This is a genomic window from Streptomyces sp. Go-475, assembly GCF_003330845.1.
Taxonomy (GTDB): Bacteria; Actinomycetota; Actinomycetes; order Streptomycetales; family Streptomycetaceae; genus Streptomyces.
Genome location: NZ_CP026121.1, coordinates 2,355,066 through 2,373,131 on the forward strand (window position 1 = coordinate 2,355,066; position 18,066 = coordinate 2,373,131).

19 protein-coding genes are annotated in these 18,066 nt (G+C 72.7%); 11 read left to right on the forward strand and 8 right to left on the reverse strand.

The window, feature by feature from the left end:
- The first annotated feature begins 5 nt into the window (after positions 1-5).
- Positions 6-863, forward strand: a complete 858-nt coding sequence (map, locus tag C1703_RS10770; protein ID WP_031113909.1) for a type I methionyl aminopeptidase — start codon at positions 6-8, stop codon at positions 861-863.
- Positions 864-962: 99 nt separating this feature from the next.
- Positions 963-1,610 carry a biliverdin-producing heme oxygenase gene (locus C1703_RS10775; RefSeq protein ID WP_114251801.1) on the forward strand — a complete coding sequence of 216 codons (648 nt, stop codon included), beginning with the start codon at positions 963-965 and terminating at the stop codon, positions 1,608-1,610.
- A 72-nt stretch (positions 1,611-1,682) separates the two neighbouring features.
- On the opposite strand, the gene C1703_RS10780 is transcribed toward C1703_RS10775, so the two are convergent.
- The gene (locus C1703_RS10780) at positions 1,683-1,895 is read right to left on the reverse strand and encodes a hypothetical protein (protein ID WP_157993092.1); all 213 of its coding nucleotides are present in this window, start codon (positions 1,893-1,895) and stop codon (positions 1,683-1,685) included.
- 98 nt (positions 1,896-1,993) lie between these two features.
- Positions 1,994-2,638, reverse strand: coding sequence for a PhzF family phenazine biosynthesis protein (locus C1703_RS10785; protein ID WP_114251805.1), 645 nt, complete (start codon positions 2,636-2,638; stop codon positions 1,994-1,996).
- Between the two features lie 143 nt (positions 2,639-2,781).
- Here C1703_RS10785 and efeO point away from each other — a divergent pair, with 143 nt between their 5' ends.
- From efeO to C1703_RS10805, 4 genes are all read left to right on the forward strand, one after another.
- Entirely contained in the window at positions 2,782-3,930 is a 1,149-nt protein-coding gene (gene efeO / locus C1703_RS10790; protein ID WP_114251807.1) for an iron uptake system protein EfeO, read from the forward strand.
- Positions 3,931-3,932: 2 nt separating this feature from the next.
- On the forward strand, positions 3,933-5,168 hold the full coding sequence (efeB, locus tag C1703_RS10795; RefSeq protein ID WP_114251809.1) for an iron uptake transporter deferrochelatase/peroxidase subunit: 1,236 nt from the start codon (positions 3,933-3,935) through the stop codon (positions 5,166-5,168).
- A gap of 4 nt (positions 5,169-5,172) precedes the next feature.
- Positions 5,173-6,003, forward strand: a complete 831-nt coding sequence (efeU, locus tag C1703_RS10800; protein WP_114251811.1) for an iron uptake transporter permease EfeU — start codon at positions 5,173-5,175, stop codon at positions 6,001-6,003.
- Positions 6,004-6,082: 79 nt separating this feature from the next.
- Complete coding sequence (locus C1703_RS10805) at positions 6,083-7,075, forward strand: hypothetical protein (RefSeq protein WP_114251813.1); 993 nt, start codon at positions 6,083-6,085, stop codon at positions 7,073-7,075.
- Between the two features lie 48 nt (positions 7,076-7,123).
- On the opposite strand, the gene C1703_RS10810 is transcribed toward C1703_RS10805, so the two are convergent.
- A complete protein-coding gene (locus C1703_RS10810) occupies positions 7,124-7,858 on the reverse strand; it encodes a bifunctional DNA primase/polymerase (RefSeq protein WP_114251815.1) in 735 nt (244 codons plus the stop codon).
- A gap of 209 nt (positions 7,859-8,067) precedes the next feature.
- Here C1703_RS10810 and C1703_RS10815 point away from each other — a divergent pair, with 209 nt between their 5' ends.
- A complete protein-coding gene (locus C1703_RS10815; protein ID WP_114257365.1) occupies positions 8,068-8,925 on the forward strand; it encodes a glycerophosphodiester phosphodiesterase in 858 nt (285 codons plus the stop codon).
- Here the strand turns inward: C1703_RS10815 and C1703_RS10820 are convergent.
- On the reverse strand, positions 8,904-9,551 hold the full coding sequence (locus C1703_RS10820) for a TetR/AcrR family transcriptional regulator (RefSeq protein WP_114251817.1): 648 nt from the start codon (positions 9,549-9,551) through the stop codon (positions 8,904-8,906). The genes C1703_RS10815 and C1703_RS10820 overlap by 22 nt on opposite strands.
- Positions 9,552-9,656: 105 nt before the next feature.
- Between C1703_RS10820 and C1703_RS10825 the strand changes: the two genes are divergently transcribed.
- Both C1703_RS10825 and C1703_RS10830 read left to right on the forward strand, forming a co-directional pair.
- Positions 9,657-9,863 (forward strand): DUF6243 family protein, encoded by a 207-nt coding sequence (locus tag C1703_RS10825; protein ID WP_198678137.1) that lies wholly within the window; start codon positions 9,657-9,659, stop codon positions 9,861-9,863.
- Between the two features lie 132 nt (positions 9,864-9,995).
- Entirely contained in the window at positions 9,996-11,345 is a 1,350-nt protein-coding gene (locus tag C1703_RS10830) for a S28 family serine protease (protein WP_114251819.1), read from the forward strand.
- A gap of 1 nt (position 11,346) precedes the next feature.
- On the opposite strand, the gene C1703_RS10835 is transcribed toward C1703_RS10830, so the two are convergent.
- Positions 11,347-12,342, reverse strand: coding sequence for a small ribosomal subunit Rsm22 family protein (locus C1703_RS10835; protein ID WP_114251821.1), 996 nt, complete (start codon positions 12,340-12,342; stop codon positions 11,347-11,349).
- Positions 12,343-12,502: 160 nt separating this feature from the next.
- On the opposite strand from C1703_RS10835, the gene C1703_RS10840 reads away from it, so the two are divergent.
- The gene (locus C1703_RS10840; protein ID WP_232840445.1) at positions 12,503-12,769 is read left to right on the forward strand and encodes a hypothetical protein; all 267 of its coding nucleotides are present in this window, start codon (positions 12,503-12,505) and stop codon (positions 12,767-12,769) included.
- A gap of 8 nt (positions 12,770-12,777) precedes the next feature.
- On the opposite strand, the gene C1703_RS10845 is transcribed toward C1703_RS10840, so the two are convergent.
- Positions 12,778-13,953, reverse strand: a complete 1,176-nt coding sequence (locus C1703_RS10845; protein ID WP_114251825.1) for a serine hydrolase domain-containing protein — start codon at positions 13,951-13,953, stop codon at positions 12,778-12,780.
- A complete protein-coding gene (locus C1703_RS10850) occupies positions 13,905-15,203 on the reverse strand; it encodes a multidrug effflux MFS transporter (RefSeq protein ID WP_114251827.1) in 1,299 nt (432 codons plus the stop codon). Before C1703_RS10850 ends, C1703_RS10845 begins: the two co-directional genes overlap by 49 nt.
- Before the next feature lie 87 nt (positions 15,204-15,290).
- On the opposite strand from C1703_RS10850, the gene C1703_RS10855 reads away from it, so the two are divergent.
- Entirely contained in the window at positions 15,291-16,337 is a 1,047-nt protein-coding gene (locus C1703_RS10855) for a Gfo/Idh/MocA family oxidoreductase (RefSeq protein WP_114251829.1), read from the forward strand.
- On the opposite strand, the gene C1703_RS10860 is transcribed toward C1703_RS10855, so the two are convergent.
- Positions 16,324-17,964, reverse strand: a complete 1,641-nt coding sequence (locus C1703_RS10860) for an alkaline phosphatase D family protein (protein WP_114251831.1) — start codon at positions 17,962-17,964, stop codon at positions 16,324-16,326. The genes C1703_RS10855 and C1703_RS10860 overlap by 14 nt on opposite strands.
- Positions 17,965-18,066 lie beyond the last annotated feature (102 nt).

Sequence of the window (18,066 nt, forward strand, 5' to 3'; positions counted from 1 at the left end):
CTGGCATGTCTGGCCAGTCGCTGCTCGTCCCGGGGGAGCTGTCCCCCACCCGTTCCGTGCCCGGAAACATCCGTCGCCCCGAGTACGTCGGCAAGCCCGCGCCGACGCCGTACACCGGACCGGAGGTGCAGACGCCCGAGACGATCGAGGCGATGCGCGTCGCCGGCCGGATCGCGGCCCGGGCGATGGCGGAGGCCGCGAAGCTGATCGCCCCCGGGGTGACGACGGACGAGCTGGACAAGGTGGCGCACGAGTACATGTGCGACCACGGCGCCTACCCGTCGACGCTCGGCTACCGCGGCTTCCCCAAGTCGCTGTGCACCAGCGTCAACGAGGTGATCTGCCACGGCATCCCGGACTCCACGGTGCTGCGCGACGGCGACATCATCAACCTGGACGTGACGGCGTACATCGGCGGGGTGCACGGCGACAACAACGCCACGTACCTGGTGGGTGACGTCGACGAGGAGTCGCGCCTGCTGGTGGAGCGGACCAGGGAGTCCCTCAACCGGGCGATCAAGGCGGTCAAGCCGGGCCGGCAGATCAACATCATCGGCCGGGTCATCGAGTCGTACGCCAAGCGCTTCGGCTACGGGGTGGTCCGGGACTTCACCGGCCACGGCATCAACAGCTCGTTCCACTCGGGCCTGATCATCCCGCACTACGACAGCCCGCACGCGACGACCGTCATCCAGCCCGGCATGACGTTCACGATCGAGCCGATGCTGACGCTCGGGACGCACGAGTACGACATGTGGGACGACGGCTGGACGGTCGTGACGAAGGACCGGAAGCGGACGGCCCAGTTCGAGCACACGCTGGTGGTGACGGACACGGGCGCGGAGATCCTCACGCTGCCGTAGCCCCGCCGTATCCCGGCCGACGGCCCGCTCTCCTCGGAGGGCGGGCCTTTGCCGTGCCCGCGGAGGTTTTACCGACAGCGCGTCGGGAAAAGTGGCCCCATGGAATCCTTCTCGACCCTCATCCGGTCCGCTTCCCGTGAGCAGCACGAGGAGGTCAGGGCCTCGACCTTCCTGAGCGACCTGCTGGGGCACAAACTGGGGGTCGACGCGTTCGCGCGCTACACCGAGCAGCTGTGGTTCGTGTACGGGGCGCTGGAATCCGGCGCCGAGCAGCTCGCCGCGGACCCGGTGGCCGGGCCGTTCGTCCGCCCGGAGCTGTTCCGGATGGCCTCGCTGGAGCAGGACCTGGAGTACCTGCGCGGCCCGGGCTGGCGGTCGGGGATCAGCGCGCTGCCCGCGACGCTGGAGTACGCCGAGCGCGTCACCGAGTGCGCCCGCGGCTGGCCGGCCGGCTACGTCGCCCACCACTACACGCGCTACCTCGGCGACCTCTCCGGCGGGCAGATCATCCGCGACACGGCCGAGAAGACGTGGGGCTTTTCGAGGAAGGGCGACGGCGTCCGCTTCTACGTCTTCGAGGAGATCCCCAACCCGGCCGCGTTCAAGCGGAGTTACTGGGAGCTGCTGGACGCGGTGCCGGGGGACGAGCTGGAGCGGCAGCGGGTCGTCGCCGAGTGCAAGCGGGCGTACGCGCTGAACAACGCGGTCTTCCGGGCGCTGGGCGAGGAGTTCCCGCTGTCGGCGTGAACGGGCCGGGGCCCCCTCGCACGCGGCGAGAGGGCCCCGGTGCCGGCTCCGGAGAGCGTCGGACCGTCCTGCTCAGACGTCGAACACACCGTTGTGGCAGACCGCGCCGCCCCACTCCATCTCGGCGGTCTCGGCCTCGAGCTCACCGAAGTACGGGCTGCACGCCACGTGGCGGCCGTCGCGGTAGTCCCGGCCGTCGTCGTCGTTGGCGGCGGCGGTGGCCGCGCCCGCGGCGGTCACGGCGACGGTCAGGGCGGCTACGGCCAGAGCGGATCGAATGCGCATGAGAATCCTCTCGCGGTGGTGCTTGGTCACGCCCAGAGGTCCCCGTTCGCCGCCGCGCACACACGCTGTTCCACCCGTACGGGCGCGCGCCGCCCGGGTCAGCGTTCGAGACGCACCCGGCCGCCGACCTCGATCCAGCCGCCCGGCTGGGGCGCGGTGAGGATCTGGGAGCCCGCGCCCTGGGTGATGTTCAGGGCCCGACCCAGCCGGTCGGTGAGCAGCAGGGCCGCGGCCCCGGTCGCCTCGTCCTCGTCGATGCCGTCGCCCCGGCCGGGGAAGGCCCGGCCGCGGATCCGCCCGGCGGGCTCGTCCTCCCACGCCCAGGCGTAGACCCACTCCCCCGGCGCGGGCACGGGCAGTGCGTCGACCTCGGCGGCGCCGCCGTACTGCCGCAGGGTGCGCGGCGGCACCCAGTCCGCCCGGGCCTCGATCCAGCAGAACTCCCCGTCCTGCCGCGCCCCGACCACCCCGGCGGGTGTCACCAGTTCGGGCACGTCGAGCAGCCAGGCCGCGCCGACGCAGGGATGCCCGGCGAAGGGCAGCCGCAGGGTCGGCGTGTAGATGTCGATCACGCCCCGCTCGGGGTCGTCGACGAACACGGTCTCACTGAACCCGAGCTTCGCGGCGAACGCCTGCCGGTCCTCCGGGCCGGGCAGGACGGACCCCTCACGCACGACACCGAGTTCGTTGCCGTACCCACCGTTCGGCCCGCAGAAGACGCGGAGCACGTCGTAGTCAGTCACGGGGGCATTCAAGCACCGGCCGGGGCGTCACGCCGAACGCGAGCTTTGACCGTCCCTTGACTGCCTCATGGCAGCGATTTTGAGCCACTTAGGTAATCCTTATGTGCCTTAGGTGAGCCTCACCTTCCTGTCTTGGAGCCTCCATGCGACCCGTCAGACCTGCCTCCGTCCTCGTCGCCGCCGCGGCGGCCCTGACCGCCGTCACCGGCTGCACCGAGAAGGGCGGCACGCAGGACGGCGACCGCGTGATCAACGTGACGGCCACGGACGACAAGTGCGAGGTGTCCAGGAAGGAGTTCCCGGCCGGGCACGTCGAACTCGCCGTCGAGAACAAGGGATCCAAGGTCACCGAGGTCTACGTCCTCTTCCCCGACGACCGCGTGGTCACCGAGCGGGAGAACATCGGCCCCGGCACCGAGCAGCGGGTCACCGCCGAGGTGAAGGCCGGCGACTACCAGATCGCCTGCAAGCCCGGCATGAAGGGCAAGGGCATCCGCCAGGCCGTCAAGGCCACCGGCGGCAAGGCGGTCGAGCGCGACCCGCGCCTGGACAAGGCCGTCGCCGGCTACCGCACCTACGTGCAGCGGCAGGCCGACGAGACGCTGCCGCTCGCCGAGACCTTCGCCAAGGCGGTCGAGGACGGCGACATCGAGGCCGCGAAGAAGGCCTACGCGCCCTCCCGCATCGGCTGGGAGCGCACCGAGCCGGTCGCCGAGTCCTTCGGCGACATCGACCCCAAGGTCGACGTCCGCGAGGACGGCCTGGAGGACGGCCAGGACCCGGCGACCGACTGGACCGGCTGGCACCGCCTGGAGAAGGCGCTCTGGCAGGACAAGAAGATCGGCGACCGCGAGAAGGAACTCGCCGGCCTGCTCGTCAAGGACCTGAAGGACTGGCAGAAGCGGGTCGGCAAGGCCGAGATCACCCCCACCTCCATGGCCAACGGCGCCAAGGAACTCCTCGACGAGGTCGCCACCGGCAAGGTCACCGGCGAGGAGGAGCGCTACTCGCACACCGACCTCGTCGACTTCAAGGCCAACGTCGAGGGCGCGCAGCAGTCGTACGAGCTGCTGAAGCCGGTCGCCGAGGAGAACGACGCGGCCCTCGTCACCGAACTCGACGAGCAGTTCGCGGCCCTGGACAAGCTGCTCGACCGGTACCGCCCGGACAGCACGTCGTACGACTTCACCTCCTACGACAAGGTCGGCAAGGCGGACCGCAAGGAGCTGTCGGACGCGGTCAACGCCCTGGCGGAGCCGCTGTCGAAGCTGGCCGCGGCCGTGGTGAAGTAGCGATGGCGGACACCGACCCCTCCTCCCCCAGCCGCCGTTCGCTGCTCGGCTGGGGCGGCGCGGGCCTGGCGCTCGGCGCCGCGGCGGCGGGCGGCGCGGTGGCGATGGCCCGCGCCGGGGACGACCCCGGACCGGCCGGCGCGGCGATCGCCTTCCACGGCCCGCACCAGGCGGGCATCGCCACGCCGGTCCAGGACCGGCTGCACTTCGCCGCGTTCGACGTGACGACCGAGGACCGGGCGGCCTTCGTCCGGCTGCTGAAGGACTGGACGGACGCGGCCCGGCGGATGACGGCCGGGCACCCGGTGGGCGAGGGCGCCTACGGCGGCCTGGCCGAGGCGCCGCCCGACGACACCGGCGAGGCCCTCGGCCTGAAGCCCTCCCGGCTGACCCTGACGATCGGCTTCGGCCCGGGCCTGTTCGAGAAGTTCGGCCTCGCGGACCGCCGGCCGGAGGCACTGGTCGACCTGCCGAAGTTCGCGGGCGACAACCTGGACCGGGCGCGCAGCGGCGGCGACCTGTGCGTGCAGGCCTGCTCCGACGACCCGCAGGTGGCGGTCCACGCGATCCGCAACCTGGCCCGCATCGGCTTCGGCAAGGTCGTCATCCGCTGGTCGCAGCTCGGCTTCGGCAAGACCTCGTCGACGACGCCCGAGGCGCAGACGCCGCGCAACCTGATGGGCTTCAAGGACGGCACGCGCAACATCGCGGGCACGGAGACGACCCGCCTGAAGAAGTTCGTGTGGGTGGACGAGAAGGACGGCCCGCCCTGGATGGCGGGCGGCTCCTACCTGGTCGCCCGGCGCATCCGCATGCACATCGAGACCTGGGACCGCACCTCGCTGCGGGAGCAGGAGGACATCTTCGGCCGGGACAAGGCCGAGGGCGCTCCGGTCGGCAAGGCGAAGGAGCGGGACGAGCCGTTCCTGAAGGCGATGAAGCCCGACGCGCACGTGCGGCTCGCGCACCCCGACGCCAACCACGGGGCGACGATCCTGCGCCGCGGCTACTCCTTCACCGACGGCACGGACGGCCTCGGCCGCCTGGACGCGGGCCTGTTCTTCCTGGCCTACCAGCGGGACGTCCGCAAGGGGTTCATCCCGATCCAGCGCAACCTGGCGACGGACGCGCTCAACGAGTACATCCAGCACGTGGGTTCGGCGCTCTTCGCGATCCCGCCGGGCGTCCGCGACCAGCACGACTGGTGGGGCCGGACGCTGTTCTCCGAGGAGGCCTAGGAGCATGTTCTCCAACTACCTGATCGGCCTGCGCGAGGGCCTGGAGGCGAGCCTCGTCGTCTGCATCCTCATCGCCTACCTGGTCAAGACCGGCCGCAGGGACGCCCTGAAGCCGGTCTGGACCGGCGTCGGCGTCGCGGTCGCCCTGGCGCTCGGCTTCGGCTGCGCCCTCGAATTCGGCTCCCAGGAGCTGACGTTCCAGGCGCAGGAGGCGCTCGGCGGCTCGCTGTCGATCCTCGCGGTCGGCCTGGTGACGTGGATGGTGTTCTGGATGCGCCGCACGGCCCGGCACCTGAGGTCGGAGCTGCACGGCAGGCTGGACGCGGCACTCGCGATGGGCACCGGCGCGCTGGTCGCCACGGCGTTCCTGGCGGTGGGCCGCGAGGGGCTGGAGACGGCCCTGTTCGTCTGGGCGTCGGTCCACGCGGCGAGCGACGGCACCCCCAGGCCCCTGCTCGGCGTCGCGCTGGGGCTGCTCACGGCGGTCCTGCTGGGCTGGCTGTTCTACCGGGGCGCCCTGCGCATCAACCTGTCCAAGTTCTTCACGTACACCGGCGCGATGCTGGTCGTGGTCGCGGCGGGGGTCCTGGCGTACGGTTTCCACGACCTCCAGGAGGCCGACTTCCTGCCCGGCCTCACCGACCAGGCCTTCGACATCTCCGGCACGATCCCGCCCGACAGCTGGTACGGCACCCTCCTGAAGGGCGTCCTCAACTTCCAGCCGAACCCGACGGTGCTCCAAGTCGCGGTGTGGCTCCTGTACTTGGTCCCGACCCTGGCCTTCTTCTTCGCACCGAGCCGGACCACGGCAAGCCCGGTGCGCGACCCGGCGTAGGGGGATACCCCACCCCGGCCCGGCCGCCGGAGGCACCCGGTAGGGTTCGCCTCCGGAAAGGGGAAGGTGAAGGAACCCGATGAGCAGGGATCGCGACCCTCGAACGCTCCGCAGGCCCGCCCGGAGCGCCCTCATAGCAGCGTCAGTGACCGCTTTGTCGTTGACGGCGAGCGGATGCGTCGTGGTGCACGGCGAACGGGAGATCCTCCCGGCCACCACCCGCGCCGAAGCCGCCGAGGCCCTGAAGGAGTTCACGACCGCGTACAACGCGGCCGACAAGGCCTACGACGGCGACCTCGACGCCGAGCACACCACCGGCGCCCTCGCCGACATCGACTCGGCCCGTCTCAAGGCCGGGAAGGCCAACAACCCGGGCGGCAACCCCAACCACACGCCCCTGGAGCTGACGGACGCGAAGTTCACGATCCCGAAGAAGGCCGGCTGGCCCCGCTGGTTCCTCGTCGACGCGGCCGGCAACAAGGGCGGCACCGCCCGCTGGCTCCTCGTGTTCACCCGCAGCAGCCTGGACGACCCGTTCCAGGTGGCGTACCTGACGCTCGTCGCGCCCGGCAAGGTCCCCGCGTTCAAGAAGGACGCCGACGGCTGGGCCGAGCCGGTCCCGGTGAACGCGACGGACCTGGCCGCCGCCCCGGCCGGCCTGAGCCAGACCTACACGTCGTACCTGAAGAACGGCGGGGACACCTTCGCGGACGGGCCGCACACCAGCCAGTGGCGTGCCGTGCGGGAGAAGAACGCCAAGAAGCCGGGCCTGGTCACCCAGTACATCGACGAGCCGCTGACGAACGGCGACTACGCGCCGCTGGCGCTGCGCACGACGGACGGCGGCGCGCTGGTGTTCTTCACCACGCGGCACTACGAGAAGCAGACGGCCTACGCGGGCACGTCGTTCCCCGTCCCGAACAAGGACGTCCTCGCGCTGACGAAGGGCGAGATCAAGCAGTCCCTGATGATGGAGTTCGTCTCCAACGAGGTGGCGCTGGACCCGAAGGGCCGGGGCAAGGTGACGATCCTGGGCAGGATCCAGGGCCTGACCTCCGCGGAGGGCTCGTAGGCGAGGGCCGCACGGCCCGGTGGGGCCACGGTCCGGTTCCGGCCGGGCTCAGTGCCGCAGCGGCCAGCCCGCCCCGGCGGGGTCGCTCTCGTCGCCGACGTACCGGGCGCAGACCTCCGTGAGCACCTCCAGCAGGCTCAGCGGATCCGGCAGGGCGTGCTCGGGCCCGCGCACCCAGCGCACCGCCTGGTCCTCACCGGGCAGCCGGGCCGGCGGGACGAGGACGTAGGAGCCCCGGCAGTGCCAGCGCAGCCCGGGGTGCTCGTCCATCGTCTCGGGGTGGCAGTCCAGTTCGCAGGGCCACCACTCGTCCTCGTCCTCGGGCGTGCCGCGGGTGAGGGTGAAGAACAGCATGCGGCCGTCGTCGCTCTCGGCGACCGGCCCGACCTCGACGCCCTCGGCCAGCAGCCGCTCCAACGCGGCGCGACCGGCGTCGAGGGGCACGTCGAGGACGTCGTGCACCATGCCGGTCGCGGTGATGAAGTTGGCCTGCGGCTGGTGGCGGGCCCAGCGCTCGATCTGGGCGCGGTCGGTGGTCGACTGCGTCTGCCAGGCGAAGGACACCGGGTGCCGGGCGGGGGTGGGACAGCCGACGCGGTCGCAGGAGCAACGGTATCCGGCCGGGTGGGCGGCGGGCGCCAGGGGCAGTCCCGCGCCGGCGGCGGCGAGCAGCAGGGCCTCACGGCCGCCGTCCCCGGCGGTCTCCTTCGGCCGGCGCCCCGCGCGCAGCCACTGGGTGAGTTTGCCCTGCAGGCCGGTCCGGCCGCCGAACTCCGCGCTCATCTATCCCCTCGCCTCGCCGTCGTGCGGAACAGCATGCCCTATGGTCCCATCTTCCCGCGCACCGGGGGGCCAGTGCCCACATCCGGGGCAGGAGGGTCGAGACGGGGACCGGTGGGGCGAGGCATATGCCGCCAGGACGAGGCGCACTCCGCGCACCATCGGGTGTCATTGCCCGCTTTGCCATGACATGGCGTCCTACCGTGGTCGCCATGGTCACAAGGATCGCGCTGACGGGCCTGGCCTTTGCGGCTTCCGTGGTCTCGCTGACCCTCACGGGACCCGGCGGCCGCGCCCCGGCCCCGCTGGAGTGGGGTGCGGGCCCCCTGACCGTGGCGGCACTCCCCCGGATCACCTACGTCGCCCACCGCGGCGGCGCCCGCGAGGTCCCCGAGAACAGCATGTCGGGGCTGATGGCCGCCTACGCGCGCGGTACGGCGCAGGTGCTGGACTTCGACACGCGGCTGCTGCGCGACGGCACGCCGGTGGTGTTCCACGACGAGACCCTGAACCGCACGACCTACCTGGGCGGCGCGGTGCGCGGCCTGGACGCCCGGGAGTGGCAGGGCGTGCGGCTGCGCCCGAAGGACCGGCTCCCGGGGAGCTGGCGGTCGGAGCGGCCGCCGACCGTCGCCGAGGTGCTGGATCGTTTCGGCGGGCGGATCGTGCTGATGCTGGAGGCGAAGGACCCGCGCGGCCTCGACCGGCTGGCCGCCCTGATCCGGGACCGTGGGCTGACCCGCTCGGTGTTCGTGAACACCAACGACCCGGAGGTGGCCCGGCGCGTCCACCGCCTCGGCCTGCTCGCCCAGTTGTGGCGCTCGGCGGAGCAGCTGCGCACGGACCGCCCCGAGCGCTGGCGGTCGTACGTCGATCTGCTGGACGTGGACCACCGGGCGCGCGACGCGGATCTGGTGCGGGCGGTGCGCTCGGGGATTCCGCGGGTGTGGGCGCACACCGTGGTGACGGACGCGCAGCGGGACCGGGTGCTGGCGCTGGGCTGCGACGGGGTCATCACGGACGCGCCGGGGCGGCTGGCCCGGGCGGCTCAGCGCGGCGCGAGGCCGTGAAGGGCGTAGTCGACGAGGGTGTCGGTGTACTCGTAGGAGATCGGGCCCGTGTGCTGGAGCCAGCGCTGGGCGAGCGGGGAGATGAAGAACTCCAGGGCGATGCGCAGGTCGAGGCCCTCGCGGATCTGCCCGGCGGCCTGGGCGGCGCGCAGCCGGTCCATGTAGAGGTCGAGCGAGGGCTGCATCAGCTTGGCCACGAGCTCGCGCCCGAGCTGTTCGTTGACGACGCCCTCGGCGGCCAGGGCCCGGGACGGCACCTCGAACCTCGGGTCGCGCATCTGGTCGACGGTGGCGCGCAGGACGCCCTTGACGTCGGCGGCGAGGTCGCCGGTGTCCGGGAAGGTGTACGGCACCGGCTCCGGCGCCGCCTCCCGCTGTGACTGTTCGGCCAGGTCGAGGAAGGCCTCCATGAGCACGTCCGCCTTCGACGACCACCAGCGGTAGATCGTCTGCTTCCCGACGCCGGCGCGGGCGGCGATCCCCTCGATGGTGGTCTTCGGGTAGCCGACCTCTACGACGAGCGCGAGGGCGGCGTCGTAGATGGCGCGGCGGGACCTCTCGCTGCGCCGGGTGGCGTCGGGGGCGGACTTGGCGGGGGCGGACTGCGCGGACTTCTGGACGGCCATGGGTCGAATTTATCAGGTTGACAAGACGGAGCGTCTCGCGGACAGTGGAAGCATGATTGCGAGACGAACCGTCTCGTCACCTTGATGGTCAGGAAGGAGCCCGACATGGCCCGAGGCGGAGCCGGAAACCTGCTGGGTGTCGGAGGATCGCGCCAGAACCTCGGTCGCAAGGCCCTGCGCGGCGGCGGCCGGGGCGGCCGGGTCGGCGGCGGACTCGATCCGCAGGCCCAGAAGCGCGAACTGCTGCGCAAGCTGCAGGAGAAACGACAGCAGCAGGAGAAGGAGGGGCGTACGACCGACCGGTCGTCGTGAGCCTCCCCCGCCCGGGGGAGCGCGTCCCCCCGAGCGCGGGATCCTCCCGGGGCGTCCGGCGGATGTACTGAAGCGGTCGCGGCTCCGCGACCGACGGACATCCGCACCACGGGCCCCCGGGAGGACTCACTCATGCGCGCGTGGACCAGACGACGGCTGCTCACCTCCGCGGCCTCGGCCGTGTCGGCGGCGGGCCTCGCGGCGACGGCGGCCGCACCGGCACGGGCGGCGGACGCCCTCCGGCCCGGGCCCGGGGAGCGTGATATCGCGGACGCCCTCCGCTCACTGCCCGGCCTGCGTCTGATCGAGGAGCGGCGGGACGCCGAGCCCGGGTACCGGCACTTCGTCCTGGGCCTGCGCCAGCCGGCCGACCACACGAACCCCGCGGCGGGCACCTTCGAGCAGCGCCTCACCCTGCTCCACACCAGCGCCGACCGGCCCATGGTGCTCACCACCACGGGCTACCACGCGGTCCTCACGCCCCGGCGGAGCGAACCGGCGATCCTGCTCGGCGCCGGCCAGCTCCAGGTGGAACACCGTTACTTCGGCGCCTCCCTCCCCGCCGGGCCCGGCTACGCCCATCTCACGATCCGCCAGGCCGCCGACGACCACCACCGCGTCGTCCGCCTCTTCCGCCGGCTCTACCCCGGCGCGTGGATCTCCACCGGCAGCAGCAAGGGCGGCATGGCCGGCGTCTACCACCGCCGCTTCCACCCCGGGGACGTGGAGGGCACGGTGGTCTACTCGGCGCCGAACAACGCCGACGACCGCGACGACTCCGCCTGCCTCCGCTTCCTGGAGACGGTCGGCACCGCTCCCGGCCGCGAGGCCGTCAAGGCCGCCCAGCGGCAACTGCTGCTGCGCCGGGCCGAGCTGGTCGCCCGCTACGAGGCGTGGGCGTCCGCCGAGGGCGACACCTTCCGCGTCATCGGCAGCGCCGACCAGGCGTTCGAGATCGCCGTCCTGCGTGTGCTGTTCATGTTCTGGCAGCGCGCGACTCCGGCCGACGTCGCCACGATCCCCGGCCCGCGGGCGACGGCCGACGAGCTGTACGCGTGGCTGGACGCGTGGGCGGGACTGCCCCTGTACGCCGACACGGCGGCGCGGCGGTACGTCCCGTACTGGTACCAGATCGGCACTCAGCTCGGGTACGGCGCTGTCCCCACCGCCCACGTGGCGGACCTGCTGCGCCACCCCGACGGCATCGCGGCACGCTCCTTCGTCCCCCGGGACGTCCCCATGGTCTTCGACCCGGCGGCCATGCCGGACATCGACCGCTGGGTCCGCCGTCGCGGCAGCCGCATGCTGTTCGTCAACGGCGCCCAGGATCCCTCGGTCGCCGAGCACTTCCGTCCCGGCGGTGCCGACTCACGGGTCCTGTGGGTGCCGGGCGGCAATCACAGCGTCGGCATCGCAGACCTGTCCCCCGCCGACCGGGCGTGGGCGGAGGGGGCGTTGCACCGCTGGGCGGGCCGCGGGTAGGTCACGCGGCCGGGTCGGCGGGCGGCCAGGGGTCTCCCCAGTCGGCGTCCCGTGCCGCCTTGTACCGGTCGCCGTGGCGTTTGGTGACGGTGGCGCGGCGCAGGGACGGTTCGGTCTCGCACAGGTCGAGGAGGACCTGGCCCTTGCGGATCTGGGGGCGCCGCACGATCCGGGAGGGTGCCGGGGCGACCGGGAAGCGGGCGGCGGCGACGTAGCTGAACTTCTCGTCCTCGTAGGCGAGGGAGCCGCCCTTGACCTGGCGGTGCAGGGAGGACCGGCTGACCCGGGCGGAGAAGTGGCACCAGTCCGCGCCCGGGGCGATCGGGCAGGCGGCGCTGTGCGGGCAGGGGGCGGCGACGTGGAACCCGGCGGTGACCAGCCGGTCGCGGGCCTCGATGACGCGGGCGTAGCCGTCGGGGGTGCCGGGTTCCACGATCACGACGGCCTGGGCGGCGGCAGCGGCGGCGTCGACGAGGGCGGTGCGGTCGGGGGCGGTCAGCTCGTTCAGGACGTACGACACCGTGACGAGATCGGTGCTCTCCAGCGTGAGCGCCGCTCCGATCCGGGCGCGCTGCCACCGTACGTCCCGCAGGGCCGGGTCGGCCGCGGCGATCTCCCGGCCGAGGGCGAGGGCGGGCTCGGCCCAGTCGAGCACGGTGACGGGCCGCTCCCCGCCCCAGGTCGCGCTCACGGCCCAGGCCGCGGCGCCCGTGCCGCCGCCGAGATCCAGGTGCCCGCCGGGCACCCACCCGGGCACGGCCTCCGCGAAGGCCTCCAGCGCCGACCGCACCGCCTCGAAGGTGGCGGGCATCCGGTAGGCGGCGTAGGCGGCGACGTCGGCGCGGTCCCGGAGGATCGGGGCGTCGGTCGGGGTGGCCCCCCGGTAGCTGGCGATCAGCCGCTCGACGGCCTGCGAGGCCTGCCGGGGCGGCAGCCCGTCGAGCAGTCCGGCGAGTGCGGCACGGAGGGTTTCGGCCGGGGGTGCGGGGGCGTTCACCCGGTGATTCTACGAGGCGCGGCCACCGCGCCCCGGGGGCGGGACGGGGCGGTCGACGGTGACCGGGATCACCACGTCCCGCAGGCCTCGGACAGGTCCGGGCAGGGCGGCGGACTATTCCCTGCGGGGGCCTGCGCCGTGTCCCTAGGATCCCGCCCTGATGAAAAGACGTGTGCAGTTCACCGAGCAGGTCGCGCGGTTCCGTGAGTACATCCCGGTCGCCGACCGGGAGAAGTTCCGGCGGCTCGTCGACAGGATCGCGGCCGAGCCCGAGGGCGCCGGCAGTCACCTCGCCTACACGAACGACACCGTGACGCGCGCGGCCTGGGAGGACCGCGTCATGATCCACTACGTGGTGACCTGCTTCTTCGTGGTCGTCATCGAGGCCGACATCTACGACGCGTCGCGCGGCTTCAACGAGGTGTAGGCGCCCCCTCACCTTCCCCTCAGAGCCCGGGCCACCCGCGACCCCGCCGCCGCCCTCGGCGCGCTGTCCGGTCGGCGGCGGCGTGGATGGACCGCGTTCGTCAGGAGGATCAGGAACGTGTCCGTCGCCGGGTCGAGGACCAGGGACGTGCCCGTGAAGCCCGTGTGGCCCGCCGCGCCGCGACCGGCGAGGTCGCCCATGAACCAGGGCTGGTCGAGCAGGAAGCCGAGGCCGGGCGGGGTGAACAGGAGCTCGACGAAGTCGGGGCCGAGGATGCGGGCCGGGCCGTAGGAGCCGCCGGCGAGGAGGGTGCGGCAGAACACCGCGAGGTCCCGGCCGGTGGAGAACAGGCCCGCGTGGCCCGCCACTCCCCCGAGCGCCCAGGCGTTCTCGTCGTGCACCTCGCCCCGCAGCATCCCCCGGTCCGACTTGGCCCACGGCCGCCGCTGGTCCTCCGTCGCCGCCGCGCCCGGGCACGGCCCGAACTCCGTCGCCGTCATGCCCAGCGGCCGGGTGATGCCGTCGTGGACGAGGACGTCGAGGGGGCGGCCGGTGAGGCGTTCCAGGACGTGCTGGAGGAGGAGCATGTTGAGGTCGGAGTAGCAGTAGGCGCCGGGCACCCCGACCGGGGCCTCCGCCCGGAGTGCCGCGAGGCGTTCGGCGTCGTCGGCGCAGTCGTACAGGGGGAGTTCGGGCCGCAGCCCGGACGTGTGGGTGAGGAGCTGGCGGACGGTGATGCCGTGCCGGGCCGCCGCCGTGAAGTCGGGCAGGTACGCGCCCACCTTCGCGTCGATGCCCAGCGTGCCGCGCTCGATCTGCTGCACGGCGGCCACGGACGTGAACAGTTTGGTGAGGGACGCCAGGTCGAAGGGCGTGTCCACGGTCATCGGGACCCGGTCCTCGGGGGGCAGTTCCACACCGGCGTCGGTGGTCTCGTCGTAGGCCGAATAGCGGACGGCCCAGCCCGCGGCCTCCTCGACGGCGATCACGGGGCCGCGTCCCACGACCAGGACCGCGCCGGGTGCCCAGGGGCGCTGCCCGGTGGTGAGGACGTGGACCTCCCGGACGAGCCGGCGCAGTTCCCCGGGGTCGAGTCCGGCCCGTTCCGGCGTGCCGTGGCGCAGTCTCGGTGCGCTCAGCTGTCCGCTCCCTCCACACTCGCGCGGGCCCTCCAGGGTCGGCACATTCCCACGAAGCAGGCCAGTGCCACCAGTGCGGCGGCCAGTTGGACGACGGCCATCGGGAGGGCGGTGTCCTCCCCGGCGACGCCGACCAGCGGGGACGCGATCGCCCCGATGAGGAAGGAGGACGTGCCGAGCAGGGCGGAGGCGGAGCCCGCGGCGTGCTTGGTGCGCATCAGGGCGAGGGCCTGGGTGTTGGGCAGGGTGATGCCCATCGCGGACATCAGCACGAAGAGGGCGGCCGCGACGGGCGCGAGCCCGACCTCGCCGAACACGCCCAGGGACATCAGCAGCAGCGCGGTCGCCGCGGTGATGACGATCGCCAGGCCGATGCCGAGCACCCGGTCCAGGCTGACCCGGCCGACCAGGACCTTGCCGTTGATCTGGCCGACGACGACCAGTCCGACCGAGTTGACGCCGAACAGCAGGCTGAACGTCTGCGGGGAGGCGCCGTAGATCTCCTGGATGACGAACGGGGACGCCGAGATGTAGGCGAAGAGGGCGGCGAAGGCGAAGCCGCCGGTGAGCATGTAGCCGGTGAAGGAACGGTCGGCCAGCAGGGTGCGCATCGCGCGCAGGGCCTCGCCGACGCCGCCGCTGTGCCGTTCGGCGGGCGGCAGGGTCTCGGGGAGCTTCGTCCAGACCAGGACGCCGATGAGGACGCCGATGACCGTGAGGACCGCGAAGACGCCCCGCCAGTCGGTCACGCGCAGGACCTGCCCGCCGATCAGCGGCGCGACGATCGGGGCGACCCCGGAGATCAGCATGAGGGTGGAGAAGAAGCGGGCCATGGCCATGCCGTCGTACAGGTCGCGGACGACGGCCCGGGCGATGACGATGGCGGCGGCGCCCGCGAGGCCCTGCGCCAGCCGGAAGGCGACGAGGAGTTCGACGGTGGGGGCGAGCGCGCACAGCACGGTGGCGACGACGAAGACGGCGAGCCCGGCGAGCAGCGGGCGGCGGCGCCCCCACCGGTCGCTCATCGGCCCGACGACGAGCTGCCCGAGGGCCATGCCGGCCAGGCAGGCGGTGAGGGTGAGCTGGACGGTCGCGGCGGGCGCGTGCAGGGAGCGGGTGACCTCCGGCAGCGACGGGAGGTACATGTCCATCGCCAGCGGCGGTACGGCGGTCAGGCTGCCGAGGAGGAAGGTGACCAGGAGCCCGGTGCGGCGGTGCGGTGTGAGGTCGGGCCGCTCCGCCCCGGCTGCGACCTCCTGCGCGGTCTTCGATATGGACGCCCCACCCTCGGGCATGAGTCCCTCCCTTTTCGAGTCGATCGGCACCTATGCTCTCAGCTCGTACGGACTGCTAGGGGTCACCGAGGTGAAGGCGGGGCGGGAATGACGGCGGACACGGTGCGGTGGGGGATCCTGGCGACCGGGGGGATCGCGGCCGCGTTCACCGCGGACCTGGTCGACCTGCCGGACGCGGAGGTCGTGGCGGTGGCGTCACGGTCGCAGGAGTCGGCGAAGGCGTTCGCGGAGCGGTTCGGGATCCCCCGGGCGTACGGCGACTGGAACGCGCTCGCGCGGGACGAGGACATCGATGTCGTCTACGTCGCCACCCCGCACACCGCGCACCGGACGGCGGCCGGTCTGTGCCTGGCGGCCGGGCGGAACGTGTTGTGCGAGAAGCCGTTCACGCTGAACGTGCGCGAGGCGGAGGAACTCGTCGCGCTGGCGCGGGAGCACGGGCGCTTCCTGATGGAGGCGATGTGGATGTACTGCAATCCGCTGGTGCGGCGGCTGAAGGCGCTGGTGGACGACGGGGCGATCGGCGAGGTGCGCAGCGTGCAGGCGGACTTCGGGCTGGCCGGTCCGTTCCCGCCCTCGCACCGGTTGCGGAACCCGGAGCTGGGCGGGGGCGCGCTGCTCGATCTGGGCGTGTATCCGGTGTCGTTCGCGCAGTTGCTGCTCGGGGAGCCGTCGGACGTCGCGGCGCGAGCGGTGCTCTCGGACGAGGGCGTCGATCTCCAGACGGCAGCGGTGCTCTCTTGGGAGAGCGGCGCTCTCGGTTCGGTGCACTGCTCCATCGTGGGCGGTACGGCGACCGTCGCCTCGGTCACCGGCTCGAAGGGCCGGATCGACATTCCGGGCGGCTTCTTCTTCCCGGACCGTTTCGTGCTGCACCGGGACGGCCGTGACGCCGAGGAGTTCGCGGCCGACCCGGCGGACGGGCCGCGCAACAGCCTGCGCCACGAGGCGTCCGAGGTGATGCGCGCCCTGCGGGCCGGTGAGACGGAGTCCCCGCTCGTCCCGCTCGACGGCACGCTCGCCGTGATGCGGACGCTCGACGCGATCCGGGACCGCGTCGGCGTCCGCTACCCCGGTGAGACCCCGGGCGAGACCCCGGACGAGGGCCTCACGACGGCACTCACGCCGGCTTGAGCCCCTGCTCGCCCACCTCCGTCACGAAGGACGCGGCCGTCGTGACCGGCGCCCCCTGCCGGGTCACGTACGGCACCGTCCTGAAGTCGGCGCGTGCCGCCTCACGTCCGAGCGCGACGGTGACGTAGCCGCGGCGGCCGTTGAAGAACTTCAGGTGCGGGTTGGCGGACATGTAGGTGTCCCAGGTGGCGGGCTTGTCGGCGCCGTCCCGGCCGCTGGAGACCGACGTCGCCACGATCTCGGTGCCGAGCGTGGCGGAGGACGGGTCGTCGAAGTCGTCCTTGATGTCGAGGGCGTAGGCGGAGTGCACGTCGCCGCTGAGCACCATCAGGCTCTCCACGCCGGCGGCCTTCGCGCCGTCGAGGACGCGGCGGCGGGAGGCGCTGTAGCCGTCCCAGGCGTCCATCGACACCCGGGAAGGGGTGGTGGCGTCCATGTTCCGGCGGGAGAACAAGACCTGCTGCGGTACGACGTTCCACAGCGCCCGCGAGGAGCGCCAGCCGTCGAGCAGCCACCGCTCCTGGGTGGCGCCGGTCATGGTGCGCGCCGGGTCGTCGGACTCGGGGCCGGGCACGTGCGCCTTGTCGCCGTAGGCCTGGTCCGAGCGGTACTGGCGGGTGTCCAGGACGTCGAACTGGGCGAGCCGGCCCCAGGTCAGGCGGCGGTAGAGCCGCATGTCGGGTCCGGCGGGGCGCTGGGGCCGGCGCAGGGGCTGGTTCTCCCAGTAGGCGCGGTAGGCGGCGGCGCGGCGCAGCAGGAACTCCTCCGGCGGGACGCTGTTCTCGGGGATGTCGTCGGCGTAGTTGTTCTCGGTCTCGTGGTCGTCCCAGGTGACGACGAAGGGGTGCGCGGCGTGCGCGGCGGCCAGGTCCGGGTCGGACCTGTAGAGGGCGTACCGCAGCCGGTAGTCCTCCAGGGTCAGCGTCTCGCGGTTGAACAGGTCGGGCAGGGTGCGGTCCGTGTAATTGCGCCGGCCGCCGACGGAGTTGACGGCGTACTCGTAGAGGTAGTCGCCGAGGTGGAGGACGAGGTCGACGTCGTCGGCGGCGAGGTGGGCGTACGGCGTGTAGTAGCCGTCGTGGTAGGCCTGGCAGGAGACGGCGGCGAGGGTGAGGGCCGCCACGCGGCTGCCGGGGTCGGGGGCGGTGCGGGTGCGGCCGGTGGGGCTGGTCCAGCGGCCCACGCGGAAGCGGTAGTGGTAGACGCGGCCGGCCTCCAGGTGGCCCACCTCGACGTGGACGGTGTGGTGGAACTCGGGGTGCGCGGTGGCGGTGCCGCGCCGGGCGACGCGGCGGAAGCGCTCGTCGTGGGCGAGTTCCCAGTGGACGGTGACGCGTTCGGCGGGCAGTCCGCTGTCGGCCTGGAAGGGGGCGGGCGCGAGGCGGGTCCACAGGATCACGGAGCCGGGAAGGGGGTCGCCGGAGGCGACGCCCAGCGTGAACGGGTTCTCGGTGATCCGCGCGGCGTCGAGTTCTGCGGCGGCCGCGACTCCCGGGGACGGCAGGTTGGTCGCGAAGGCCAGCGCGGCGGCGGCGCCGGTCCTGGTGAGGAAGCGGCGGCGGCCGATGTGGCGGGCGGCCGCGCGGAGTTCGGGGGCGTGCTGGGACGGGTGTGCTGCGGGTGTCATCCGGTCCTCCCCTGGCGAATGGCTGCAGGGGGCATTGGAGTGGCCGGGGACGACACCCGGTCGACACGGACACAGCACTCGCGTGACGGACTGATGAGTTCC